This window comes from Pedobacter sp. B4419 (assembly GCF_059693725.1).
In genome coordinates this window covers 240,567-266,638 of the sequence record NZ_JCASSL010000001.1, presented here as the reverse complement: position 1 = coordinate 266,638, position 26,072 = coordinate 240,567, and the positions used below count along the sequence as shown (strand labels likewise).

At 41.4% G+C, this 26,072-nt stretch carries 23 protein-coding genes; 8 read left to right on the top strand and 15 right to left on the bottom strand.

The features are described 5' to 3' along the window. Nucleotides 1-77 precede the first annotated feature (77 nt). The 3 genes from hemB to hemA all read right to left on the bottom strand — a co-directional run bounded on the left by hemB (nucleotide 78) and on the right by hemA (nucleotide 4,241). A complete protein-coding gene (gene hemB, locus AC570H_RS00965) occupies nucleotides 78-1,046 on the bottom strand; it encodes a porphobilinogen synthase (RefSeq protein WP_497350774.1) in 969 nt (322 codons plus the stop codon). A 305-nt stretch (nucleotides 1,047-1,351) separates the two neighbouring features. Continuing rightward, nucleotides 1,352-2,932 (bottom strand): hydroxymethylbilane synthase, encoded by a 1,581-nt coding sequence (gene hemC / locus AC570H_RS00960; RefSeq protein WP_497350772.1) that lies wholly within the window; start codon nucleotides 2,930-2,932, stop codon nucleotides 1,352-1,354. Nucleotides 2,933-3,014: 82 nt separating this feature from the next. Further along, nucleotides 3,015-4,241 carry a glutamyl-tRNA reductase gene (gene hemA / locus AC570H_RS00955; protein ID WP_497350770.1) on the bottom strand — a complete coding sequence of 409 codons (1,227 nt, stop codon included), beginning with the start codon at nucleotides 4,239-4,241 and terminating at the stop codon, nucleotides 3,015-3,017. A gap of 172 nt (nucleotides 4,242-4,413) precedes the next feature. Here hemA and AC570H_RS00950 point away from each other — a divergent pair, with 172 nt between their 5' ends. Beyond that, complete coding sequence (locus AC570H_RS00950) at nucleotides 4,414-5,238, top strand: alpha/beta hydrolase family protein (RefSeq protein WP_497350768.1); 825 nt, start codon at nucleotides 4,414-4,416, stop codon at nucleotides 5,236-5,238. A gap of 10 nt (nucleotides 5,239-5,248) precedes the next feature. Here AC570H_RS00950 and AC570H_RS00945 read toward each other — a convergent pair whose 3' ends face one another. Both AC570H_RS00945 and AC570H_RS00940 read right to left on the bottom strand, forming a co-directional pair. Further along, a complete protein-coding gene (locus AC570H_RS00945; protein WP_497350766.1) occupies nucleotides 5,249-5,971 on the bottom strand; it encodes a LytR/AlgR family response regulator transcription factor in 723 nt (240 codons plus the stop codon). After that, entirely contained in the window at nucleotides 5,971-7,071 is a 1,101-nt protein-coding gene (locus AC570H_RS00940) for a sensor histidine kinase (RefSeq protein ID WP_497350764.1), read from the bottom strand. Before AC570H_RS00940 ends, AC570H_RS00945 begins: the two co-directional genes overlap by 1 nt. A gap of 229 nt (nucleotides 7,072-7,300) precedes the next feature. Here AC570H_RS00940 and AC570H_RS00935 point away from each other — a divergent pair, with 229 nt between their 5' ends. The 3 genes from AC570H_RS00935 to AC570H_RS00925 all read left to right on the top strand — a co-directional run bounded on the left by AC570H_RS00935 (nucleotide 7,301) and on the right by AC570H_RS00925 (nucleotide 8,671). Then, a complete protein-coding gene (locus tag AC570H_RS00935) occupies nucleotides 7,301-7,615 on the top strand; it encodes a hypothetical protein (protein WP_497350762.1) in 315 nt (104 codons plus the stop codon). Between the two features lie 293 nt (nucleotides 7,616-7,908). Next, nucleotides 7,909-8,238 carry a cupin domain-containing protein gene (locus AC570H_RS00930; protein ID WP_497350760.1) on the top strand — a complete coding sequence of 110 codons (330 nt, stop codon included), beginning with the start codon at nucleotides 7,909-7,911 and terminating at the stop codon, nucleotides 8,236-8,238. 10 nt (nucleotides 8,239-8,248) lie between these two features. Beyond that, complete coding sequence (locus AC570H_RS00925; protein ID WP_497350758.1) at nucleotides 8,249-8,671, top strand: secondary thiamine-phosphate synthase enzyme YjbQ; 423 nt, start codon at nucleotides 8,249-8,251, stop codon at nucleotides 8,669-8,671. Here the strand turns inward: AC570H_RS00925 and AC570H_RS00920 are convergent. The 6 genes from AC570H_RS00920 to AC570H_RS00895 form a co-directional block, all read right to left on the bottom strand. Next, a complete protein-coding gene (locus AC570H_RS00920) occupies nucleotides 8,668-9,735 on the bottom strand; it encodes a glycoside hydrolase family 76 protein (protein WP_497350756.1) in 1,068 nt (355 codons plus the stop codon). The two genes, AC570H_RS00925 and AC570H_RS00920, sit on opposite strands and share 4 nt — an antisense overlap. A gap of 3 nt (nucleotides 9,736-9,738) precedes the next feature. Continuing rightward, entirely contained in the window at nucleotides 9,739-11,751 is a 2,013-nt protein-coding gene (gene ispG, locus AC570H_RS00915; RefSeq protein ID WP_497350754.1) for a (E)-4-hydroxy-3-methylbut-2-enyl-diphosphate synthase, read from the bottom strand. Nucleotides 11,752-12,043: 292 nt separating this feature from the next. Next, nucleotides 12,044-12,646, bottom strand: coding sequence for an RDD family protein (locus tag AC570H_RS00910; protein ID WP_497350752.1), 603 nt, complete (start codon nucleotides 12,644-12,646; stop codon nucleotides 12,044-12,046). A 65-nt stretch (nucleotides 12,647-12,711) separates the two neighbouring features. Then, complete coding sequence (locus tag AC570H_RS00905) at nucleotides 12,712-13,674, bottom strand: toast rack family protein (RefSeq protein ID WP_497350750.1); 963 nt, start codon at nucleotides 13,672-13,674, stop codon at nucleotides 12,712-12,714. A gap of 88 nt (nucleotides 13,675-13,762) precedes the next feature. Then, a complete protein-coding gene (locus tag AC570H_RS00900) occupies nucleotides 13,763-14,434 on the bottom strand; it encodes a PspC domain-containing protein (RefSeq protein ID WP_497350748.1) in 672 nt (223 codons plus the stop codon). Between the two features lie 11 nt (nucleotides 14,435-14,445). Then, nucleotides 14,446-15,141 carry an SDR family oxidoreductase gene (locus AC570H_RS00895; protein ID WP_497350746.1) on the bottom strand — a complete coding sequence of 232 codons (696 nt, stop codon included), beginning with the start codon at nucleotides 15,139-15,141 and terminating at the stop codon, nucleotides 14,446-14,448. Between the two features lie 140 nt (nucleotides 15,142-15,281). Between AC570H_RS00895 and AC570H_RS00890 the strand changes: the two genes are divergently transcribed. From AC570H_RS00890 to AC570H_RS00880, 3 genes are all read left to right on the top strand, one after another. After that, nucleotides 15,282-16,016, top strand: coding sequence for an MlaE family ABC transporter permease (locus tag AC570H_RS00890; RefSeq protein WP_497350744.1), 735 nt, complete (start codon nucleotides 15,282-15,284; stop codon nucleotides 16,014-16,016). Continuing rightward, nucleotides 16,013-16,765, top strand: coding sequence for an ABC transporter ATP-binding protein (locus AC570H_RS00885; RefSeq protein WP_497350742.1), 753 nt, complete (start codon nucleotides 16,013-16,015; stop codon nucleotides 16,763-16,765). The genes AC570H_RS00890 and AC570H_RS00885 overlap by 4 nt, the downstream gene beginning before the upstream one ends. A gap of 79 nt (nucleotides 16,766-16,844) precedes the next feature. Continuing rightward, a complete protein-coding gene (locus AC570H_RS00880) occupies nucleotides 16,845-17,729 on the top strand; it encodes a class I SAM-dependent methyltransferase (RefSeq protein WP_497350740.1) in 885 nt (294 codons plus the stop codon). A gap of 151 nt (nucleotides 17,730-17,880) precedes the next feature. Here the strand turns inward: AC570H_RS00880 and AC570H_RS00875 are convergent, their stop codons facing one another. The 3 genes from AC570H_RS00875 to AC570H_RS00865 all read right to left on the bottom strand — a co-directional run bounded on the left by AC570H_RS00875 (nucleotide 17,881) and on the right by AC570H_RS00865 (nucleotide 22,803). Next, nucleotides 17,881-19,179 (bottom strand): Gfo/Idh/MocA family protein, encoded by a 1,299-nt coding sequence (locus AC570H_RS00875; RefSeq protein WP_497350738.1) that lies wholly within the window; start codon nucleotides 19,177-19,179, stop codon nucleotides 17,881-17,883. Nucleotides 19,180-19,375: 196 nt separating this feature from the next. Beyond that, nucleotides 19,376-20,485: an HmuY family protein gene (locus AC570H_RS00870; protein WP_497350736.1), complete on the bottom strand. Its 1,110-nt coding sequence runs from the start codon at nucleotides 20,483-20,485 to the stop codon at nucleotides 19,376-19,378. A gap of 20 nt (nucleotides 20,486-20,505) precedes the next feature. Further along, nucleotides 20,506-22,803 (bottom strand): TonB-dependent receptor, encoded by a 2,298-nt coding sequence (locus AC570H_RS00865; RefSeq protein WP_497350734.1) that lies wholly within the window; start codon nucleotides 22,801-22,803, stop codon nucleotides 20,506-20,508. Nucleotides 22,804-23,198: 395 nt separating this feature from the next. Between AC570H_RS00865 and AC570H_RS00860 the strand changes: the two genes are divergently transcribed. Beyond that, on the top strand, nucleotides 23,199-24,242 hold the full coding sequence (locus tag AC570H_RS00860) for a hypothetical protein (protein ID WP_497350732.1): 1,044 nt from the start codon (nucleotides 23,199-23,201) through the stop codon (nucleotides 24,240-24,242). Between the two features lie 32 nt (nucleotides 24,243-24,274). Here AC570H_RS00860 and AC570H_RS00855 read toward each other — a convergent pair whose 3' ends face one another. Continuing rightward, on the bottom strand, nucleotides 24,275-26,059 hold the full coding sequence (locus tag AC570H_RS00855; RefSeq protein WP_497350730.1) for a cytochrome-c peroxidase: 1,785 nt from the start codon (nucleotides 26,057-26,059) through the stop codon (nucleotides 24,275-24,277). Nucleotides 26,060-26,072 lie beyond the last annotated feature (13 nt).

Sequence of the window (26,072 nt, the reverse complement as noted above, 5' to 3'; positions counted from 1 at the left end):
GTACGTTTTAAGTCATACGTTGTAAGCAATAAGTGGTACATGCACCTAAAACTTATAACGCTGAACTTAGCACTCCACTACATCCATTTCTGCTCTACAATATCTCTAATATGGTAAGTGGTAATCACGCTGGCTCCTGCCCTGGCAAAAGCGTGCATGGTTTCCATTACTACTTTTTGTTCGTCTATCCAGCCTTTTTGTGCCGCTGCTTTGATCATCGAGTATTCTCCCGATACATTATAACAGGCAATTGGCAGGTCTGTGTTTTGTTTCAGCTTGCTGATGATATCCAAGTAGGCCAAAGCCGGTTTTACCATTAAGATATCAGCACCTTCGCTCTCATCCAATAAGGCCTCTCTCACTGCTTCGGTACCATTCCTGAAATCCATTTGGTAGGCTTTTCTATCGCCTTTGTTTGGCGCACAATCGGCAGCCTCCCTAAACGGGCCATAGTAAGCTGATGCAAACTTGGTTGCATGCGACATAATGGCTACATTTTCAAAACCACTCCCATCTAATTTATGCCTGATTGCCGCAACGCGACCATCCATCATATCAGAAGGAGCCAACATATCTGCGCCAGCCTCGGCGTGGTTAAGCGCCATTTTAGCAATCAATTCTACGGTAGCATCATTGTGCACATAATCGTCTTTTAAAATACCGCAATGGCCGTGGGTGGTATAAGAACATACGCAAACATCAGTTACGATATACAAATCGTCGCCAAAATTTTTCTTGAGTTCTTTTACGGCTACAGGCACTAACGAATGTGGATCGTATGCAGAATGGGCATCGTCGCTTTTCTCATCGCCAACGCCAAAAAGCATGATCTTGTTAACACCTAAGGCCAATCCCTTTTCTACATCTTTTAACAAGGTATCGGTAGAGAAATGGCTTACGCCCGGCATCGCATCAATCGCTTTGGTTACGCCATTGCCTGGCACTACAAAATAAGGATAGATAAACATATCCTTTGACAGGCGTGTTTCGGCAACCAATTCTCTTACTACAGGATTTTTTCTTAGCCTACGGGGTCTTTGCAACATTGTTTTTTATTTGAGTATCAAGATACAGGTATCGAGATGATTGTGCTTTAAAATTTATTTATGGCTTCAAAGTTCGTGATCTGTTTTTACAAGCGCCTTGGTGTTTTGTCAAATCTGAAGAGTTTACCTTCAGCAAACATTAGCTTATTGGTTCACTAGCCGCTGATTAATTAGTCTGCTAGCTTATTTGGGGAAATTTTGCTTTTTTCTCCCCCTAACCCCTCCAAAGGGGGGCAGTATTAGGTTTAGCCTCAGCAAACCTTCCAACTTTCAAACGTTTCAACATTCCAACTAAAAACTAACAGCTACCTAACATCTATTCCAAAAACGGCTTCGGCCAAGCCGATTTCATCTGGCGAATAAGGCAAAATATACTTCACGCCCATCTCTTCAAATTTCTTTCCTGTTGAATTTCCTATCGCGATGACCTGTTGCTCAGGTTCCAACAAATTGTCTACAAAGTAGGCATCAACATTTGATGGACTGGTAAAAATCAATACCTCTGCGGCTGTTCCGTCGATGTTGTCTTCTGTTACGGTTTCATAAATTGGTAAATCAACCACTTTGGTGTCTTCACCAAGTGATTTTTGGATAGACTGCAACGAATCCTGTGCTCTTGGGAACATTACCGTTTGTCCATGTACCAATTTGGCAAATTCTTCGGCCACTTCTACAATATCACCGCTCTCACCAACAAAATCGGCTAGGTGGCCAAATTTCCGCAAGGTATCTTCAGAGCCACGGCCAACTACACCAAATTTCACTTTTTTTGAAAGTACCGGATTAAGTTTAAAGAAATATTCTACCCCATTACGGCTACTGAAAAAGACCCAGTCTACATTTTTAAGGAAGAAAGGATCTAAAATATTAACGATTGGAAAAGTACGGATCAGCGAACGTCCATCTATTTCAATATGATGTTTTTCTAATGCTTTTCTGAAATAGCTGTGCTCGCCAATTTCTCTCGAGATGAAAACCTTGCTTGGAAATTTGCGATCGGCGTTAAATTTAGCGATGATCTTCTCCGCTAGGCCTTCTGTACTTTCTGCTCTTAGGAACAAGCGATCTGGAAAATCCTCATCGGTTTCGGCTTTAGAGGTCCATACCTCAAAAAGGCCATCTTCTTTTTTGCAATAGCAACCTAAAGGCATGTGGCATCCGCCTTCGAAAAGGTTCAACACCTTGCGTTCTACGGCTATTTCTTCTGCAGTAGCTTGATTATTGATCTGTTGTAACGCAGTAAACAATTCGCTATCGCTTTCGCGGATCTGAATAGCTAAAGCGCCTTGCGCAGGAGCCGGAACCAATTCTGTAGTATCTACCACTTCTACATGGAATTCGCTTAAATCTATATTCAGGCGGTTAACACCTGCTTTTGCCAACAAAATGGCATCATAATCTTCATCACGCAGTTTTTGGATGCGTGTAGGCACATTGCCACGCAGATCTTCCACGTTTAAATCGGGACGTAAGGCCAACAGCTGGGCTTTACGACGGTTGGAAGAAGTACCTACCATTGCTCCTTTTTTAAGCGATAGTTTTTGGCTTACTTCCACACAATCTTTAAGGATCAGCAAAAGCTCAGATGGGTCTTCGCGCTCGGTTACTGCAGCAATAATTAGTCCTGGAGGATTAACTGTTGGCAGATCTTTATGAGAGTGAACCGCAATGTCAATGCTGCCGTTCATCAGTTCTTCTTCCAACTCTTTGGTAAAAAAACCTTTGCCTTCCAGTTTATCCAACCGTAGGTTCAGGATTTTATCGCCCTGTGTTTTAATGATTTTTAATTCTGCATCAATACCGATGCTGGCCAGCCTATCTTTAGTATAGTTTGCCTGCCATAATGCCAAATCGCTTCCACGCGTACCGATAATAATTGTCTTCACCTTATAATTTTAGTTTTTCGCAAATTTAATTAAAAATTCGAAAGAGGGGGATTCTAAGAAAATGATTAACCCAGAGTTAAATCTAGCTATTTTTAACCAAAATTTCTTTGGCCATCACCATCGGAACGCTGATACATTTTTTTTCCATGTAATCCATGATGCGTTCTAAAACAGCTTTTGAGTTATCGTCCATCGTATTGATTTCGTCGGCAAAGATGGCATTCATGGCCGTGTGCTTAATTTCTTTGATCTTTTTAGGCACATCGCTCATGGCAATTTCTATTTTGCGCTGACGTAATACAGACTCGAATTCTTTGATGTTATCGTCTATGATGTGCTCGGCATGGATCAATTCATCATAGCGTTCCTGAATATTTTTGCGGGCTACTTCTTTTAGCGATTCTACTTCGATGAAATGGATCGGGAAGTTTTGAACCACTTCTGGAGCGGTATCATTTGGAACGGCCAAATCAACGATTACTTTTTTGGAAGTATCGCCGTTGAGCAGTTTGGTGTAAAGTTCTTGGGTAAGGATAGGTTCTGTAGCGCCGGTACAAGTGATGATCACATCAAAACCTGCGTCATAATCGGCCAATGCCGAAAGTGGATAGGCAGTTCCGTTTAGCGCTTTGGCTAAGCTTTCTGCTTTTTCTATGGTTCTGTTAAAAACAGAAAAGTTTGAATATTTGTGTTTTTTAAGGTATTGCGCAATATTCAGGTTGGTCTCACCTGCACCAATAATAAGCAGGCGTACATTGCCGCACATGTTCAATTCGCGCAATTTGCGGTAAGCCAATGAAACTACCGAAACCGGATTTCTGGAAATATTGGTATGGGTATAAACTTCCTTGGCTGTTTTTACTACACGATCCATGATCATGCGCATGTAATCGCCGGTAAAGCCAGCCACACGGCAAGCTTCGTAGGCTTTACGTACTTGGGCTAAAATTTCTTTCTCGCCAACTACCAAGCTCTCTAAAGAACAAGAGGTACGCAACAAATGGTTAAAGGCTTCGCCCTGCTCGTATACCGAAACGTTTTCGATAAACTTTTCCATGTATTCTTCGGGCAGGCCCATATCAAGCACATGCATAAAGCGGTTAATAAAGGCTTTGTCTACCGTAGCTGCCGTAGTAAATATAAATTCGACACGGTTACAGGTGCCAACATAAAATATTTCTTTGATGCCAAGCTCTGATTGGATATTCCTCAACCTATCATCCAGCGTCTGCTCACATATAACTAACTTTCCTAAAGCTTTTAGGTCTATCTGCTGATGTGTAAATGCAATAATCTTTAAATATTCCAAAATGGGTACAGCCTATTAATTTAGCGACAACAAAAGTAATAAACGCAAACCCGCTTATCTGTCATTAAGCTGTAATTTAGGCTAATTTAGAAAGGTTTTAAATTAGACTAGCACAAACAAATTGCCTATTTTTATATTTGTTATAAGTATTAAACATAGTTTTTGAGCAGATATGATACATCAGGAAGAATTTTCATTGATAGGCGTCAGCGGAAAAACCATAATTGGCGATCTTACTTATGACGTTAAGAATACAAACGCAGCCCTCGTTATCTTTGTACATGGCTTTAAAGGCTTCAAAGATTGGGGTGCGCATAACCTGGTTGCCCGTTATTTTGCACAAAATGGCTACCGTTACCTGAAGTTTAACCTTTCGCACAGCGGCGTAAAGCCTGAGCAGCCGAATGACGTAAACGACCTGGAAATTTTCGCGTCGAATACCGTTTCAAAGGAAATGATAGATGTAGACCTGGTTATCAATTATGCCCTGCAAAACCTAAAGGCAAAAGAGATCTACCTGATTGGACACAGCCGTGGTGGCGGATTAAGCATTTTACAGGCGGCCAGCAATCCGCACATCAAAGCATTGATTACCTGGAGTGCCATTTCCGATTTCAGTAGCCTTTGGGGAAAATCTAGAGAGGAGGAGTGGCGCAAAGAAGGCAAAATCTATGTTGTAAATGCCCGAACTAAAGAAAAAATGCCTTTAAATGTAAGCCTACTCGAAGATTTTGAAGCCAACCAAGAAAAGCTGAACATTTTAGCAGCTGCAAAGAAAATCAATATTCCTTGGCTAATTGTGCAGGGTGATGAAGACGTAAATGTACCTTTTGAAACTGCGCAGCAATTGGCCGGTGCAAATCCGGCTAGCAGATTGATTAAAATCGAAGGGGCCAACCATGTTTACGGAGCTTCTCATCCTTATACCGGGCAAAGCCTGCCAACACAACTTTTACAGGTTTGCGAGAAATGCCTCGTTTTCTTGAATGGATTATAAGCTGTATGCATTAATACTGCAGGTCTTTGAGGCATCGTTGTGCATTTTGCTTGTAGTTTCGACCTATAGGCAGTTCTTTGCCCAAAATTTCTACGGCATAGGCATAATAGCTTTCTACCTTGTCAATAGCGATGATAAACGAACGATGGATACGACAAAATTTATCTTCTGGCAAGAGTTCTTCTAAAAGACTGATTTTTTGTTTAGAGATATAAACCTTATCGGCAAGTACCACCTTAACGTAATCTTTCACGCTTTCGATCCAACAAACCTCGTTCACGTTAATCTTTACCATTTTTCGGTCTACTTTGAGGTAAAGGAATTTATCGGTGCCCACGCTGCGCTCTTTCTCCGTTACAATGCTCTTTTTTTGGTTTCCAAAATGCTTTAACGCCTTATCCATGGCTTTCAGAAAGCGGTCAAAAGGAATCGGTTTAACCAGGTAATCGAGTGCGTTGAGTTCAAAACCATCAACTGCGTATTCGCTATAAGCCGTAGTAAAAATAATTTGTGGTGGATTTTTTAAACTCTTCACCAAATCCACTCCCGTTAAACCGGGCATTTTTACATCCAGAAATATGAGGTCGACCGTTTTTTGCTGCAATACCTGAAAAGCCTTAATGGCATCGGAACATTTGGCCACAATCTCTATAGCCGCAAAATTTTGCAGGTAATTCTCTATAATTTCTATAGCATGAGGTTCATCATCGACAATGAGGGTCCTGATTTTCATCACCACAAGTTAATTCTTTTATCGAGGTCTATTTCTAAAATAACCGCAAAAACTTCTTCTTCGTTAAAAATCCTGATATGATGCCCTTGAGGATAAATGATATTAAGTCGTTTCTTCACATTTTCCAATCCTATGTTTCCATAATCGGCAACACCTTTAGTACTTCCTGTCTCATCCTTGCTATTAGAGATTTTAAACTTGAGCAGGTTCCCTCTTAACGAGAGGTCTATATTGATCCAAGCCTCTCCCAGCTTTTCGCCAGCCCCATGCTTAAAGGCGTTTTCTACCAGTGGCAAGAGCAATAAAGGGGTAATTTGATATTGCTCCATTGCTCCGCTTTTTGTAAAGCTTACCTCTAGGCGTTCTTCATAACGGAGTTGCTCAATCATAATATAGCTTTCTAAAATATTCACATCTTTTTTCAGCGAAATGCTCTCCACATTGCACTCATAAAGCATATACCTTAATATTTCTGAAAGACCCAACACAATTTGAGGGGATTTTGGAGAATTGTTGAGCGTTAACGCATAAAGGTTATTCAAGGTATTAAATAAAAAGTGCGGATGGATCTGACCTTTCAGCAAACTGAGTTCAGCCTGTAAGGCAATGTGGTGACGCTCGTACCAAAGCTTAAAGAACTTGATAACCACGGCAAACCATACAATAAAATTAGCCCCCTTCAACGCACTGAGGTAAGCCGACATATTGGTAAAACGAGGCCAAAATGCAGGGTTTCCCCTATCCCAGGCCTCTTGCCCCCTGCTAATCAGATAAGCATCGAAACTAGGCTCAAAAATATAAATACCAACAATCCTGTTAAGCAAGGGAATGATAAAAAAACTGGCTATAAGAAGTACAAAAAAAGTAAAATAACGCTTTTTAAAAAGAAATTTAGGCGTAAGCACATAGGCAAGTGTATAAAAATACAGGATATGTACAGGCAGGTAACAGAGGTTGACCCTTAAGGACAATAGCAGATCGTATTTTTGATAGCCGTATACAAATGAGGTTAATCCCCACACAGCTATCCAAAAAGCAATGTGCAAGACAATCCTTTTAGGCGTAACAGCCGATGTTGCGAAAATTGGATGGGTTGCCATTGTACAAAAATAATCTTCCCAAGCCAAATCTGCTTCTTGCGCAAGCACTTATCGACAAACGGCAAGGTTTTGTAGACCAACAACTTAGAAAGAGCATTTAAAAGCATAAAAAAAGCATTTGTGACGTTGATAGCCAAAATTCTTGTTTTGGACAACACCATACCTGCTTTTGGCTATACTATTAAGATTAAAATAAGAACCTTTTTAGTTTAGGTAAAAATTCAAGCAAATGAAAACATTTATCATCAGCACCTTACTAACAGCCTTTGTGGCCTTAGGTGCACATGCACAGGATAAAAACAGCAAAGCCGACTTCCCCACATGGGTAATAGAAAGCAATGTGAAAACGCCAAAGAATTCGATCGTTAAGTTTTACAACGCCAAGCAAGAACTGATTTATCAAGAAGCCGTTTTGGGTAAACGAATTAAGATAGACAGGCCAAAAGTAAAAGAAGGCTTGAACAGCATATTAAAACAATTAACGGAAAGCAAAAGCCCTATTGTAAACGATTCTTTAGTGATGGCTTGCCTAAAAAATTGGTAGCCCCTCAGCTCTTTGTTGGCGGGATCGCTAACATTAAACCCATAGCCACAGATTCACAGTTTTACTCTTTTTCGTTTTGTTAACCTGATTTTATCTGTGGCTTAAATTAGCTTATTTGCCGGCGGGGATGCAGGCTTTAGATTATTGACCAACACACCAACAATCATCTAAACAAATTTCCCTACCAATTATTTGTTGGCATCTCCGCCGGCTTAAGTTGATTCTACAACCTCTTTGCAAGCCAATCAATTTGTGCTTTAAGCCTATTTCCATTTTTTCCTTAACTTTAGGGCATGAATGAAATTTTCCGCGAATTTGCCGATATCGAAGTAAAGGAAATGACCCCAGGCTTCTTTTCTAAACTGATCCATACCGAACACAACACCATCAATTTTATAGACATCAAGGCCGGTAGCGATTCACCGATCCATAGCCACCCACACCACCAATGCGCCTTTGTGCTAAAAGGCCAATTTGAAATGACGATTGGTGAGGAGACTCAGCTTTTAGACACCGGCAAGTTTGTGCTCATCCCGGGAGGTGTACCACATGGCGGCAAGGCCATTACCGATTGTACTTTGCTTGATATTTTTAGTCCGGTACGGGAAGATTTTAAATATTAATAAACACGCTATGCAACTATTTCAGCACTCCATTAGCTTAAGGGCAAGGAGCCGGGGTTTTCACTTAGTAACAGATGAGATTTTGCAAGCCATCCCCGAAATCAAGAATTTAAAAATTGGGATGCTCCAGGTTTTTATCCAACATACTTCTGCTTCGTTAACCATCAACGAAAATGCCGACCCAACAGTGAGGGAAGATTTTGAAATGTGGTTCAACAAAGCAGTTCCCGAAAACGACCCCGATTATGAGCATGATTACGAAGGATCAGATGATATGCCTGCCCATCTCAAAGCAGCGTTATTGGGCAGCGCTGTATTGATTCCGATCAGCAACGGCAAGCCGGCATTGGGCACTTGGCAAGGAATTTACCTTTGCGAGCACCGAAACCATGGAGGAAGCAGAAAAGTTGTGCTTACCGCTTGGGGAAACTAAGAAAGTCCCAGCCGCTTAAATGTGGCAAAAATCTCTAACATTGCGGCCTGATCGATCAGGCGTTTAGCTGGTTTACGGCCAATCAAACCATGCTCATCAGTTTCAGTCTGCCAAATTTGCTTGGCATCTTCCATAAAAAAATCTACCCATCCCTTGTCCTTGTCCAATTGGTAAAGCTCAACAAAGCCCCTTAGCATCACGGCATTGAACCAATATTCTTGTGGCAGGCGTCCGTTTTTAAAGAAATGCGATTTGGCCGATTTGGCAATCAGGTAGGCTTCATCCAAATATTTCTTGTCTTTGGTAAGCTGGTACAGCAATACGTTTGATTGCAGCATGGTACCGGTATTATAAGTGTACAAAGCCGAATCGATCTTTAAGGAAGGGATTTTGATGGCATCGTAGAACAAGCCCTTTGGCGAGCGAAGATGTTTGTTAACCCAGTTATAGATTTTTAGGGCACTTTCTAAATAGCTTTTGTCTTTGGTTGTTTCGAACAACCTTAAGGCCACAATGATCCCTGGGCCGTTAGAACAGGTATTTTTGCTATCTAGCTTGCCTTCTTCCCAGTACAGGCCACCACCGGCCTGCGTATCATAACCGGTCATCATGAAGGTATAAATCAGCTTTGCCTGTGCCAGATAGAACTTATCTTTTGTTCGTTTAAAGGCATCCAGACAAGCAATGGCGATCCATTGGTTATCGTCGTAAAAGCGGGTATCTTTTTTAAATTGATAGGGCAAAGCCTGATAGCCTGGTGCCGGAGCTTTTGGATTGTAATATTGCTTGATGGCTTTGAGTACCTGAGTCAGGTGTGCTTGACCTTTTACTGCCTCCACCTCGTTCTCTGCTTGGATCAGCGCACATAACGGCCATAAGTAAGAAAACTGATGTTCGGTTTTTCCTGTATTTTCTACATACAAGCCTGTCTGCTGGTTATAAAAGAACTTGTTGATATTGGCATTGATCAGTTCTAATCTATCGGCCTTGTCTTTTTGCAACTCTTGACCACAAACCAACTGAAAAACAAATGTCAACGCAAGCAGGGCCAGTAATTTCTTCATGTGCTAAACAACAAGTGCAGGTTGGATCCAGTTGCCGTCTTCCTTGATGATTTCGATGAGCTCATCAAGTGCCGATGGTGTATTCACGTTTTTCTTTACCACCTCTTTGCCGCGGTAAAGGGTTATTTTTCCTGGTCCGGTGCCTACATAGCCGTAATCGGCATCGGCCATCTCTCCAGGGCCGTTTACGATACAGCCCATGATGGCAATTTTAATGCCTTTGAGGTGATCCGTTTTTGCACGAATGTATTGCGTGGTTTCCTGCAGATCGAATAAAGTACGGCCGCAGCTAGGGCAAGAAATATATTCGGTTTTAGAAATCCTGGTTCGTGTTGCCTGTAGTATCCCAAAGCTTACCGAATTGATCAACTTTAAATCATTCTGAGGTGCATCAATCCAAATGCCATCGCCAAAGCCATCGGTAAGCAAAGCTCCCATATCGCTGGCTGCGTAAAGCATGAGCTGATCAGAATCAACATTTGTATAAGTTCTTTTGATGATTACAGGTATCTGGCAACTTTGAGCCTGTAAAGCCGCAAAAAATGCCCTTTGCTCCTGCATGCCCATTGCTAATGCAGTTTCTAAAACGATAACTGTTCCCGGTTGCAACAACGAAAGATCTGCCGGCGAAAAATCCGCAGCATGGAGATGCACAAAATTAAGCGCCTCGTCTTTTAATGCTACTTCCTGATATTCTTGCCAGCTAAATAAAGGATGGCAATTGTATTTATCTTTTAGCTTTAGCCAAGTTTTATAGTTATAAACCTGTTTCAATCCACCAGGAAAAGAAAACGAAGGCAGTTCATCGCCCAGATAAACCAAATCGCAGGCCAAATCAGAAATATTGTATTTGTCTAACCCAGCACTGTAATTATAGCCCAGCTGACCAAGGAAATAAGGGTCTTTGAGGTTTTGTTGGGTTACATCGGCCATTACCACAGGATGAAAATGACCGCCTATTTGCCCTATTGGTTGCGTAACACGTCTTGAATACTGAAAAGGATCGTACGTTAGGCGATCAGTGTTGAGCGTTTCGCTATTGGCGATTGGCGTTGGGCGTTGAACGTTGACTTCAGACTCCTGACTCCTGACTTCTGACTCCCCCCTCTTCTCAAACCTATCGGCCAATGCCTTGGCTACCGGCGCTTCAAATTCGGGGTCTTCCGTTAAGGAAACACGAATGGTATCGCCCAATCCATCGGCCAGCAAAGTGCCAATGCCTACTGCCGATTTGATACGGCCATCTTCGCCATCGCCGGCTTCGGTAACGCCCAAGTGCAGGGGATAATTCATACCCTCTTTTACCATGGTTTCTACCAGCAAGCGATAGGCCTGCACCATTACCTGTGTATTGCTCGCTTTCATCGAGATAACGAGGTTGTAGTAGTTGAGGTCTTCGCACATGCGGATAAATTCCATCGCCGATTCGACCATCCCTCTTGGCGTATCGCCATAGTGGCTCATAATGCGATCGGACAAAGAACCATGATTGGTCCCAATGCGCATGGCTGTACCATATTCCTTACAGATTCTAACCAGGGGCGCAAACTTCTTATAAATGCGTTCTAGCTCTGCCTGATAGGCATCTGTTGTATATTCTATATTTTCGAAACGTTTCTTATCGGCATAATTGCCCGGATTGATACGTACTTTTTCTACAATGCGTGCGGCAGATTCGGCCGCATTGGGCGTAAAATGAATATCGGCCACCAAAGGCACATCATAGCCACGGGCACGCAATTCTTTCTTGATGTTGGCCAAATTTTCAGCCTCTTTAATGCTTGGTGCCGTAATGCGCACATACTCGCAACCCGATTCTACCATCCTGATGGTCTGCTCCACCGTAGCTAGGGTATCCATGGTATCGGTGGTGGTCATAGATTGGATACGAATGGGGTTCAATCCGCCCATAGGGATATTTCCAATAGACACTTCTCTGGTTAGAAAACGAGAATAGCGGGTTAAACTGTTGCAATAAACACCAGCTAAAGGATCGAGATTAACTACTTTTTGCATGCGGTACAAAGATACGCTTTATGTTGAATTGTTATATTGACGTATTGTTATATTGTTGCCAATTGTTAGGTGGCTGTATTAGTTAAATTGATTGTATCCTAAAATCTCAAGCTTTTTCTAATTTGGAAAACAGTGGAACTGTTTATCGGCAATTGTAGCCCTTCTTTCCGCTGTACTCCATTACATTTCGTATCTGCTCCAATAAGGTTTAATACATAAAGGAAGTGGCTCCGTTGGCTCATTAGCTTATGGCTAAACTGCCTCTCCCATCTCACATCTTACATTTTCCATCTTACAGCAGCCGCTGTTTAACTACCAGGGTATCAACAAAAGTATCATGCAAGCATTGTTGCTTTTTATTGAGGAAACAATACAAATACCCCATAAAAACCGGCAAAACAGATATAATCTTAGCCAGGTTTCTGGCAACCGATACGCCAAAGGAAATCCTGTTGCCCATTAAATCAGTTACCTTGATATCCATCAGGCGCTTGCCAATGGTGGCCTGTTTGGAAGAAGCTTCTGCAATGCTGCCGTAAACAAACTTGGCCAAGGGAATAAGCAGCATAAAAAAAAGCACGCTGCCGATGCGGAACATCTTATTTTCTACAAAAATGTAAATACAGAGCACTATCAGCACGTAAGCAATCAGCAACATAAAATAATCGATTGCCGAAGCCATCAGGCGCTGATCAAAAGAAGCAAAATATTGTGGCGCTGTTTGCTGATAGCTAAAACCTAAAAGCTCACGAAGTTCTGTAAACTCGTGAGCTTCTTTATAATCGTCCATTCCGGGTTTTCTGATAAAGGTACCCGGTTGGATGGCTAATTCTTTAAGTTGTTCTAAACTGTAAGGTCCCTGTGGCCTGCCATTAATTACTACGGTATATTCCATTTACCTTATTTGAAGAGTTTCGAACGATAAATATACTTAATCCTATTCGCAACCTGCAAACGCAATTAGTATCTATCTACTTCGAAGCTGCTTAGTCCGCCATCAAAATTGATGAAGATCTTTTTGCCAGAAGTCTGGTAATTTGGCGTTTCGTACACCCCTTCGCTAATTTTGGTAAAGCCGGTAAAATCTTTTGACGATAAGCCGGTTTTGGTTTTGATGCGGCAGCCTGAACCTTGTGGAATGCGGACTTTCACATCAGCCACGCCGGTTTTAACGTTCACATCGGTAATCGGCAACAAATCGCCCAATTTGATTTTCAGTTCTGCAGCGCCGCCATCAAAGTTCAATGTCCTTACTTTGTATTTGCTCAAGTCGAAATCTATTTCTCCGGCACCCATGTTCATATCCATCTGCCAAACTGGAGCTGTATTCAAATAAACATCTACGCTGTTGCCCCCGTCGCCGATAGACCATCTTTGTTTTTTGTCTTTATCATGGGTTCTAAAAACAAGTGTATTTACGCTATCTGAAGTAGTTTTGGTTAAAGAAAAATTACCAAACCTTCTTTTTACCTCTGCCGAGAACAAGCTGTCTGTTTCGCCTTTCAGCTCGAACGAAGTTCCGCCTCCAGAAATATTCAGTACTGTTTTTTTGGCGGTATCTCCTGCAATTAGAGGTTCTGAAAAATGAAGTTTGCTGTAGTCTCCATCATCATGGTCATCATCATCAATATCTACGCTGATGTTGTCTCTAGAATGGTTCCACCAGAAGCCATGCGTTGGTCTTTCCTGCCCTTTTACAAACAAGATGCATAAAGTAATGACTAAAATACCCAAAGAAATCACGCTTCCGGTTTGCGAATTGTTTCTGTTAAAAAGGATATTGATACCCAATATGATCAGAAACACAGGCCAAAAGCTCCAAACGTTGCGCCAATAGAATTCAATTACGTTAAAGTTATCTAACAATAGCACACCACCGATAAACAATAGCAGTACGCCCCATATGATTTTATCAAATTTCATCTTCGTAAGTTTTATGTGGTAAGCGATGTCCATAGTCGGCATTCCAACTATCTATCGCGATTTAATTAATTAACAGGTTGATTATCGTTTATGCACTTGGCTGCTCTGGATCTTTCTTTTCCGTTGCAACAAAATCCTCTACCGGTGGCTTAACTTCTTCGGTATTGCGCTGTGCTTCTGCAGTGGTTTTCTTAAAATTGTCCCACTCTGTTCTTCTTTGGTTCCTAAAGATCAGGCTGATACCCACTGCAACGATTGCCAGTGGCCAAAGCTTGTAGATTTTAAAGATGTTAAACCATTCTGGCATAAAGCCAAGCTGTTTCAACAAAAAGTATATACCCAAAATCAATAATATCAATCCACCGATGGTGCGACCCGTGTCGTTGCCTTTAGAAAACTGCTTAAAATTGTTTTGATCGAAAGCGTTAAACTCAGGGCCTGCATTAGGCGTATTCCATTTGGTTTGCTCGCCAGCGTTGGCTGGATTGTTAAAGGCATTTGGCGAATTGAACATGGCGTTATCTTGGTTTTTTTGATAAAATTCGTTGAACTTATTGTAGCGTGCTACCGGATCGTTGTTTACAGGAACTACAATCCACATAATGATGTAAACCAACAGGCCTGTTCCTGCTAAAAATATGGTAGAAAGCACAAACAACAATCTGATGATCGTTATATCTACCTGCATGTAATCTGCCAACCCCGACGAAACGCCTGCAATAACCTTGTTGTGCTCGTTTCTAAACAATCTCTTTTCCATGGTGCCTCCTTTTATAAATTAAAATTCAATGGCTTCAAAATTAGCTCGTCAACATTTACTCCGGCACTAAGTTTTAAAATGGAGCAAATAGAACTGGCAATATCTGTTGGCTGTACAAAAAGCGCTGGATCGATGGTGGTACCTTCCCAAGAAGCTGTTAATGTAGAGCCTGGCAAAACTGCCGTTACTTTTACATTGTATTGAGCTAATTCTTTCCGCAATACATTATTAAGACTTAACATGGCCGCTTTTGTTACACTGTAACTCCCTGCATTTTCAACGGTTTGGATGCTGGCTACAGAGCAGATGTTAAAAATATGCCCCTTTCGCTGTTCGCGCATCATTTTTCCGAAAAACTTAGACAGGTAATAGCTGCAGTTGAGGTTCAGTTGTTGCTGCAATTCAAAGGCTTCGTCGGCTTCGTCCAATAGCTTGCCTGGCAAAAAGGTGCCTGCGTTGTTTACCAAAACATCAATGGTGCCAAAAGCTTCTTTAGCCTTGTTGGCGAAGGCCATCACTTCGGCTTTGAGGCTGCAATCTGTAGCAACTGCTGTTACTTTAATGCCTTTTGCACTTAATTCCTGGCTCAAGGTATCCAAGTCGTTCTTTGTCCTGGCACATATAGCCAGATTATAGCCTTCTTCGGCCAGTTGCAGGGCTATGGCTCTGCCAATTCCCTTAGTTGCACCAGTAACTATTGCATTCATCTGATGGGATATGTTTTTATCGCAAAAAAGAGGATTAATATTGGGAAACAATAATATTTTTTAATAAATACATAAGTGCAGAACATTTTTTGTTGTTTCTTTGTATAATATTGTATTTACACTAGAGCTACATTTATTAAATGAACTTCACCAATTTTGGCAAGTATATCCTGTTGCTCAAGGCAGCGTTCAGAAGGCCTGAAAAGATGAAAATCTACCTCAAGGCTATTTTTCAGGAAATGGATTTTATAGGCAGGGGCTCCTTGGGGCTAATCAGTATCATCTCTACCTTTATTGGGGCGGTAATGACCTTGCAGATTGCTTTCCAGCTGGTGAGCGACCTTATTCCTAAAACCATTATTGGTTCGGTTAACCGCGATTCGAGTATCTTGGAATTAAGTCCAACCATCAGTGCCATTGTATTGGCCGGAAAAATCGGATCTGCTATTTCATCAGAAATTGGAACCATGCGCGTAACCGAGCAGATCGATGCCTTGGAAATTATGGGGATCAATGCCCCAGGTTACCTGATCTTGCCTAAAATATTGGCCGGCATTACCATGGTACCTGTTTTGGTTATCATTTCCATGTTCTTGAGCATCACCGGTGGTTATATTGGCGGTACACTTTCTGGAGCTGTTACCCCAGCAGAATATATACAAGGTATTACTACAGATTTTAACCCTTATACCATTACCGTGGCATTGGTTAAAGCCTTTGTTTTTGGTTTCATCATCACCTCTGTGCCTGCCTACGAAGGCTTTTATGTAAAAGGCGGCGCACTAGAAGTAGCCAAGGCCAGTACGAAAGCGGTTGTAATCAGCTGTATCAGTATTTTGGCTTGTGATTACATTGTAACCCAATTATTATTATGATCGAAATCAAAGACATCCATAAATCTTTTGGCGATAACGAAGTGCTAAAAGGAATTTCGGGAAAATTTCAGGAAGGGGTTACCAATCTGATTATTGGTGGATCTGGATCTGGAAAAACGACTTTGCTGAAATGTATGATTGGTCTGCACCAACCAGAGCAGGGTACAGTGTATTATGACGACAGGGAGTTTACCAAGCTCAATTTTGAAGAGCGTATCGAGATCAGAAAAGAAATAGGCATGCTTTTTCAAGGCTCTGCCCTATTTGATTCGATGACGGTTGAAGAAAACATCATGTTTCCTTTGAATATGTTTACCGATCAGCCGAGAAGCGAAAAACTAGATCGTGTTAACTTCTGTTTGGAGCGCGTAAACCTGGCAGGCAAAAACAAATTGTATCCAGCCGAACTTTCGGGAGGGATGAAAAAGCGTGTGGGTATTGCCCGGGCCATTGCCATGAATCCCAAATATCTTTTTTGTGATGAGCCCAACTCGGGCCTTGACCCTAAAACCTCTATTGTAATTGACGAATTGATCAAAGAAATTACCGAAGAGTACAATACCACAACCATCGTAGTTACCCACGATATGAACTCGGTAATGGGTATTGGCGATTACATTATATTTTTGCATGAAGGGAAAAAATTCTGGGAAGGCTCCAATAAAGAGATTGCCAAAACAGATGTTGAAGAACTGAATGATTTTGTGTTTGCCAGCAGATTTATGAAAGCGGCCAAAGACAAGCTTTAGTTGGCAGTTTACAATTTTCAGTTTACAGTTAATTTTACAACATTCAACAACCTTTTAACCTTACAACATTTCAATACCAATGATTAACCTGCTTACCCCAACCCACTGGAAAGATTATGAGTTGTTAGACTGTGGCGACTTCGAAAAACTGGAACGCTTCGGCAACCTGGTACTTTCTCGTCCGGAGCCACAAGCGGTTTGGAAAAAAGCATGGTCGCCACAAGAGTGGAAAAAGAAGACCCATATCAATTTTAAGGGGCGCTCGGCAACTACTGGCGAGTGGCTTAAAAACGACAAGAATATTCCAGATCGCTGGAATGTGAATTATAAAAACGACGAAATCAGCATCAATCTGCGCTTGGGCCTCACTTCTTTTAAACATGTGGGTGTTTTTCCGGAGCAGGCTGTAAATTGGGACTATATTTCTTCGTCTATCAAAAAGTTTAAAACGCCTACACCAAAGGTCTTGAACCTTTTTGCCTATACCGGCGCTGCTTCTTTAGCAGCCAAGGCGGCAGGAGCCGATACCACGCATGTTGATTCGATTAAACAGGTAGTAAACTGGGCTAACGAAAACCAGGAACTTTCGCAACTGAAAGACATTCGTTGGGTGGTAGAAGATGCTTTAAAATTTGTAAAGCGCGAATTGAAACGCGGCAAAAAATACAATGGTATTATCCTAGATCCGCCTGCCTATGGCCATGGGCCAAATGGCGAAAAATGGAAACTGGAAGATCATATCCAAGAAATGATGCAAGATGTGGTACAGCTGCTAGATGAAGAAGAACATTTCCTGATCCTGAATACCTATTCTTTGGGTTTCTCTTCTGTAATTGTAGAAAACCTGATCAAAACCTCTTTTCCGCAGGTTCAAAACCTAGAAACTGGAGAACTTTACCTACAGGCCACTTCTGGTGTTAAATTGCCCTTGGGCGTTTTTGGGAAGTTCAATAAGTTCAAATAGTTCATTAGTCATTGGTTCATTAGCTGACTGGTTATTGGCTAATTAAATGAATTTGTCATTCCGGCGAATGGAGAAATCCATCTAGAGGTAGATCCTTCACTGCGCTCTGGATGACAAGTTTTGTATGGAGTGACAAATCTATTTCTTAACATTAAACCTTCGGCATTTTATAGCCATTATGGTATTGTGCTGATAAGTATTTGTTGGCAGTACTGTCTGTAAACTTGCCTTTTGTGGCATCCCAATATATTTTCTTTCCTGTTCTGTAGGCGATATTGCCCATTTGACAAATATTGGCCACATGTGCACCTGCCTGTATTGGCGCTTTTAAATCTTCCATCTTTCTTGATTGGATCACATCCAGAAAGTTCTTTACATGGAGCTGAAGGCCATTGTCGACCGCCTTTTGTAAAGCAACTGCTTCCAATTTATCTTTCCCTCCATCTTTCTCAGGAATAACCTCCCAACCCTGACGATTGAGCACCAAAGTGCCGTTATTCCCAATAAACGCAACACCATGCGTTCTGCCATAAGGTCCATCATCAATGCCTGTAGCATGCTCCCATTGCATGTTAAAGCCGTCAAACTCGTAAATAGCCGTTAAGGTATCTGGTGTTTCAGAAGCGTCATCCGGATAGGCAAATTTACCACCAGAGGCAACAATACTTTTGGGAGTAGTAGCTTTCATCCCCATTAGCGCATAATCTATCATATGTACACCCCAATCGGTCATTAATCCACCTGCATAGTCCCAAAACCACCTAAAATTAAAGTGGAACCGGTTTGGGTTAAAAGGTCTTGCTGTAGCGGGGCCAAGCCACATGCTGTAATCAACTCCTTCTGGCGCAGGGCTATCGCTTGCTACAGGTATGGCTTTCATCCAACCCTGATAAGCCCAAGCTTTTACCAAGCGAATATTGCCAAGTTTACCAGAATGTACATAAGCTATAGCATCGGCAAAGTGTTTTTGGCTTCGTTGCCATTGGCCAACCTGTACCACTTTATTATATTTCTGCTGGGCTGCAATCATTTCATTACATTCGGCTATAGAATTACCTGCTGGTTTTTCCACATAAACATCTTTGCCGGCGGCCAGCGCATCAATCATTATTTTGCAATGCCAATGATCAGGAGTGCCAATTACAACCGCATCAATGTCTTTGTTTTCGAGTATTTTTCTGTAATCGCCAGTTGTTGTTACGGTAATGTTATTTTTGGCAAGCTCAGCCACTTTTTTGCTTAAAACTCCTTTATCTATGTCGCAAAGGGCAACGCACTGTGCCCGAGGGTCTTTGAGCAGAGCGGTTAAATTTGACCAGCCCATGCCGTTAATGCCAATTGCAGCAATACGTATTTTGTCTGATCGATTGATGTTCATCGAAAATAAATTTAAAGGAATGGTGCTGGCCAAGAGCAATGAGCTCGACTGAATAAATTTTCTGCGTTTCATAGGGGTAAATAATTTGGTTGATTTACTAAAAATAATAAAATTCCCGACAAAACTCTAGTTGATAGCCTTCTTAAGCTTATCCTGTTGAAAACAGCTACCCAAGAAACCTTTTTAAAAGAAGATGGCCTCCAGAAAACTGAAGGCCAAACTCCTAAACAAAACAATAAACTATTAACTAAATATTCGTCCGAAATATTTATGCTTTTTTAACCAATTTATATTCGATAACCGGTTTGCCGCGAGTACCTCCGTCAGCAGTATGGAAACTCACAAATTTTAATTTGTAAACATTGCCATTACCATCTTTTACCAGATAGAACACTGTGTTTTTTACGCCAATAGTACCTGTGGTATTACGCCAGTTTGAACCGATAACATCTCTTGAAGTTGAGAATACAACTTTAGGGCTCGAAAGGTTAGCCTCTGTGAATGCTGCGTAAGTAAAATCGGCAGTAGCAACTTCTGCAGCAGTTACACCAGCTAAATTATTGATAAAAACAAGGTCAGAAAAGCCATAAGGAAGCATAGTTGCTACACCGGTTACCGGATCGGTAAAAGGAGTTTTATACATAGACCATCCCCAAACTAAGTCCCACTCTGCTTTTGCAGGCTCAACAACGGTAGTACTTCCTTTTACCAGTGATGCATACTGAAAATTGGTTTCTGTATTCTTAACAACATCAAGAGTTTTAAAGGTTGTTTCGCCTACTTTTGCATATTGTAAGCTATAGCCATTTCCTTTTCTCAAGATTCTGATTTTAAATAATTCAGTTGTAGCTAATACAGTACCTGAACCGCCTTTTCTATTGATGATATAAACTTTATTATCTGCGTCAGTAGTAGAAACTGCAGCAATAAGAGGCTTGTTCAACACATTAGGTTCTCTCGGATCGTCAACAGCAATTACCTCTCCTCCTTTGTTATCCAAAACACCAGCACCTTGACCAACTTTAAGTTTATTTGGATCAAAATCTGCCGCAGTAACGCTGTTGATATCTGTTTTATTTACAACCAATGCAGAAGCCCCATTTGTAGAATTTAGGATCACTTTAAAATCCGTTCCCGAATAAAATCCTAAATCCCAGCTATCTCTATCAATTGATGTCTGTTTATCTTTGCTAAAATCTACATAAACGCTATTGCCGGCACTGCTTCCAGCTTCTGCACCAATTAGGCCATTCAATGTTAAGGTGCTTCCATCTGATGGTGGAGGAACAACAATTGGTTCGTCTTTGTCTTTGCTACAGGCTGCTAAAACCGTTACCGCTATGCCAAGGGCAAGCATTGATTTAAATTTATTCATCATGTTTTTATTTAATTTGAATTTTAGTTTTTATTCCAGTTAAAAGTTAAGCCCAGCACATACGAACGGCCATAGCTATAAGGTACCGATGCGCCGCCGGTGCTGTGCGCGCCTCCACTAGCCGTAGAGGTATTGGTTAATTGGGTGACATCAAAAAGGTTTTTAATGCCCGCATTAATGGTAAAGTATTTGTAAATGTTTTTGTTCAGCATCAAATCTGCCCAACTAAAATCGCCAATCTTCACAATTCTGGCCGATTGTACACCGTTAGCAGTGTTTACTTCATAACCAGGCCTTTTGCCAGTATATTTATAGAATAGGCTGATGCTTCCATTAATTTTAGGAAAATTGTAGGTTGCGTTTCCGTTGAGTTCGGGCGCCCACATGAACTCTGGCACCGCCAAAGCCGGCTCTTCTATCAGCCTATTGTACCTGCCGATGTAGGAAAAACCCAGGTTAACCTGTAGGCTGTTTAAGATAAAAACGTTGTCTATCGTAGCGCCAATGGTTTTGTATCGCGAAACGTTGATCAAGGTGGTAACCGACGAATTTGCCGGATCTATGCCATAATCAATTCTATTGGTAAAAAGGTTATAAAAACCAGTAGCGGTGCTCCTGAACTGCATCTTGTCTTTTTGTATACCGGCCCATACCAATGATGCATTAAAACTATGAGACTGTTCTGCTTTCAGGTTTTCGTTGCCAATAATGGTATGGCTGGCATCAATAAAATCGTAGTAAAGCTCTCTCAAAGCTGGTGCGCGGAAACCCCGGGCATAAGATAGGCGCAGGTCAAAATTTTTGGTCAGTCCAAATTTGGTATTTAAGGAAGGAATAACTGCTGGCGCATCATAAACGGAGTTTTTAATGAACCTCACACCGGGACGGATATTAATGCGCTCCGTTGGTCTTATTTCTGACGAAGCAAAAAAAGCATAGTCGTTAATAACTGGCGAACCTTTAATTCTTTGTCCACTGGCTGCATCCCTTGCATATTCAAAACCCGGCTGGAACGACAGCATCTTATTGGCAAAGTATTGGGCTGTTACCCTAACTGTAGTTGCATTGAACTTGGCCACATCCTGCTCGCCGGCATCGGTTGTCAATTGTTCGGTGTTGTTCGTGTAATCGTGGATTACTGAACGTGTAGCCCTCTGCAAATCGGTATAACCCACTATGGCGTTAAATTCGAGTTCTTTAGAAACCCGATATTCCGATTGGATCTGTTGCGTATAGCGTTTGGTGGTATAGGTCTGTAATTTGCCTTTATAGTTATTCGGGTTCATGCCCAAACGTGTGTCGATAGTTTCCTTTAAACCATCTAAACGATACCAAATGTTAAAATTGTTATTTCTGTAGCCGATTTTGGTATTTCCCAAAAATTGTTCTTTTGGCTTCCACCTGTTTGTTTCGGCATTTACTTCATCAATCGTGGCTGTTTTTGGAGCCAGGTTCCAGCCACCAAACTCATTATGGCTAAATCCGGCCAAAGCACTCCAGCCCTTGTTTTGCCAGCTTGCACTTAAATTCTGATTATGGATACCACTTCCTTTAAAAGCCTCGTAATCGCTACCGGCGGTTTCTTCCTGTACCCTGGCAGAAATATTCAACAATGACTTCCCTGCATTTTTGGTAATGATATTGATCACACCTGCCAATGCATCCGTTCCGTAAACAACAGAAACCGGACCTTCAACAATTTCTATTCTTTCAACCGTGTTGATGTCTATCTGGTTTAGGCTTTCCCTGCTATCCGAACGGTCTACCATCGGCACCCCATCTAAAAGGATTTTGATGTTTCGGCCACTCATCCCCATCAATTCAACGTCTGTAGTACCTAAGGTTAGGTCGTTATTAAAACGAAAGCCCAGCTCGGTATTGAGCACCTGTTGCACGTTTGTGGCTGCCCGCAACCTAATTCGTTCTGCACTTATTGTTTTTACATTATAAACAGAGCTTTTCATCGATTGTGGCCCGTATTGAGCAGTGACCACTATTTCCTTCAATTCGTAAGCCTTCTCTTTTAAGGTGATGGTAGGAACGGTCAACTGATCGGCCCCCACCTCTATGTTTTGTTCTATTGTAGAAATCCCAGATTTGATCACCAATTGCTTGTTGCCAAGGGGCGATGCGATTTTAAAAGAACCGTCGTTTTGCGTAAAGGCAATATTTTTGGAGTCTTTTATAGCAACCAGCAATCCCGATGCAGGCTGTCCATCGGCGGTAATTACCTTACCATTAATGTACAATACCGGGTTCTTTTGTTGGGCAAATAAAGTAGAGGCAGCTAAAAGAAAAATAAATAGTAATAGTTTTTTCATGCGTATTATTTAGAATGATTTCAAATAATGGCGCAATATTAAGTCTTATTTAGACTAATTACAAATAATATTCAAAAAGAATTGCTAAGGGATTAAAAGAGAGGATTTTTATTCTTCCCAAAGAATGTTATCATTGCAATGGGTTCTGAAAGCTCAGTCGATTTTAAAATTAAGCAATTGTTAATCTGTTGATAATTATCATATAAATGGCCAATTAATTGATGTACTTTTGGCAAAACTGGAAAACCCATAACTAAACGGTTACAGCTTAACCATAAAAAATAGTCTATTACGTATGAACCCGACATGGTTAAAATAATGATTAAGCACACAGGGCAATTATTATTTTAATCGTCAAAGGCTCCATCTGACCACTAAAAACAAAAAATAAATAGATGAAACTAACTCACATTGCAGGTGTACTGCTTTTAGGTGCGGCAACGGTAAGTACTTTTGCCTACTGTACTTCTGATGCAAAAAAAGCCGACGGAAAAACAACTAAAACGGCAACCGGAGACTCGACCAAGGTTGAAGAAGAAAATTTGCGCACTCCTGTAGATACAGCTAAATACAATGAATTAGTAGCCAAACTGGCCAATGGCGATACTACTGGCAAATGGCCGGTAAAAAAACAGCCTTATCCTCTTGATGGCGCCATTTTGCCTTTCAAAAGAATCGTAGTTTATTATGGTAATTTGCATTCGAAAAAAATGGGTGCCTTGGGCGAATATCCGCCAAAAGAAATGTGGCAACGCCTTAACACCGAGGTTAAACGTTGGGAAAAGGTAGATCCAAGCACACCGGTACAGGTAGGCTTGCATTATATTGCTGCAGTAGCTAGCGGTACTGCCGGAAAAGACGGAAAATACATTAACCGCATGGGCAACAAACAGATTGATTCTGTGTTAAAAATCGCCAAAATGCAACCAAATACCATCGTATTTTTAGATTTGCAAGTAGCATTGAGCAACCTGAAAGCCGAATTGCCTCATATCGAGAAATATTTAGAGCTTCCTCAGGTACACTTGGGCATCGATCCAGAATTTTCTATGAAAGATGGTTCGTTGCCAGGCAAAAAAATCGGGACTTATGATGCAGCAGATATCAATTATGTAACCCAATATTTGGCTGATATCGTGAAGAAAAACAACCTGCCTCCAAAAGTGTTAACCGTTCATCGTTTTACCAAAAAGATGGTGACCAATTCTCAAAACATCAAATTGAGACCAGAAGTACAAATCGTAATGCACATGGATGGTTGGGGCGAGCCTGATTTGAAATTGGGTACTTACCGTCACTTTATTTATGGCGAACCGGTACAGTTTACTGGTTTTAAATTGTTCTACAAAAACGACCTTAAAAAAGCGCCAAACCGCTTAATGACACCAGAAGAGTTGATGAAGCTTAAACCAAGACCAATCTACATTCAGTATCAATAATCTTAAAAAAGGCGACCAATTGGTCGCCTTTTTTATTTATCATCTAAAGTTTTTAAAAACGCAACAATCGATTTGACCTCATGCTTCGACAGTTTTAGAGGCTCTGCAGCAAGCGTTTGGTTAGCCAAGTGGATGCCTATTCCTTCTCCTCCGCCCCTATTGTAAAAATCCAATACCTGTTCTAAAGTTTGATAAGCTCCATTGTGCATATAAGGTGCTGTTTTAGAAATGTTGCGCAATGTAGGTGTTTTAAAAGCAAAGCGGTATTGTTCGTATCGGTTCAAGGCATAACGGCCCAAATCGCCATCTACTTTGGCATTTGCCGTATCAGGCTTGGTGGCCACCCCCAGTACTTCGGCTTCGCTATGATCGAATTTTGGTGGCGCTGTACCATTAAATAGCGGTACAAAGTGACAAGCTCCACATTTGCCTTTGCCCATAAAAACATTAAAGCCTTGCTTTTCTTCTAAGGTAAGCTTGGTTTTGTCGCCACGCATGTAATCGTCGAAATTGGATGAAAACTTATTCAAAGACCGTACATAACTGGCCAATGCATTCTGGATTTTAAAGGGCGTAGCCATGGTTGTATCGTTAGGAAATGCCGAATTAAAATAGGCTTTATAATTTCCCCTTTGATTGATGCGCTGGGCAGCAGCTGTTAAGGAACCATGCATTTCCTCTTTGCTATGCACTACATTCAGCGCCTGATCCTCAAGCGTTGAAGCTTTTAAGTCGTAGAAGAATCCATTTTGCAGACCTGCGTAGGTAAGTGTTGGCGTGTTGCGCTGCAGAAATTTGTTTTCGGTTTGGCTTGCTGCCGTAATCAAACCATCAGTAAAAGCCTTATCAGGATGATGGCAACTGGCACAGCTCCTATTCCCGGCATCCGATAAAATCACGTCATTAAACAATAATCTGCCTATTTCTATCTTCTCCTTCGAGATAAACAGCGTTTTGTTGCCTAAAAAAGAATTCACATCAAAGGCATCTTGCTGAAACAAACTTGTCGTCTCCCCATACAGCACGGACTCGCTGGAAATGGCTGGAATATGGAGCGCTTTGCGAAAACTGTTGAGATAGACGCTTAAAGGTTGCAGAAAATCACTGATGAAGTCCAATTGGTTCAATTGACTAAAACTTTTATTCTGGAGATAGCCGATCGACTGAATAAATTTGTCAGTCAATCCCTTTGGTACGCTGTTGTAAATCAGCAAGGTTTCTTCCATTCCATGCAAAGCCGATGCAGTTTCTGCCGGAACATTCAGGCTAAATGGTGTATCAAAACCTGAAATGCCCAATGCAGTAATCCTAAAAACTTCTAGCCTTAGGGCATCAAAAACCTGTGCATCGGTAATTTGAAAGCCATTGTTAAGCAAAGCCATTCGCTTTAAGGCTACTTGCATTCCCGTAATTTCCTTCAGCATTTCGATTTTGGCCTCGGCATCAAAATCACCATACAAATGCCCTTCTATTACCTGAAAGCCACCGGGTGGATCGATCATATTCTCGCCAAGTTCTATCTCTGCAATAGGCGCCCCGTTAACCAATCTAGCAGTGGTTGGGTAAAAATATTCGGCAAAAAACTCGATCTTCTTGTACTGCTTGCGGCAATTAAGAAAATTGGTTTTCATTAAAGCAAGGTCTTTGCCTTTTTGGACTTCAGCAAGTAAAGAATCCTGCACCATTTTTTGCAGCAATTCAAGTTCTTCGGCAAAATAGCGCTTTACTTGGTCGGCCTTATTTTTCTCTTGTGTACACAGCGCCAAGAAACAAACGAAGGCAATACCCAGAAAAAATACAATCAGCTTTCTTTTCATGTAGGTTGATATA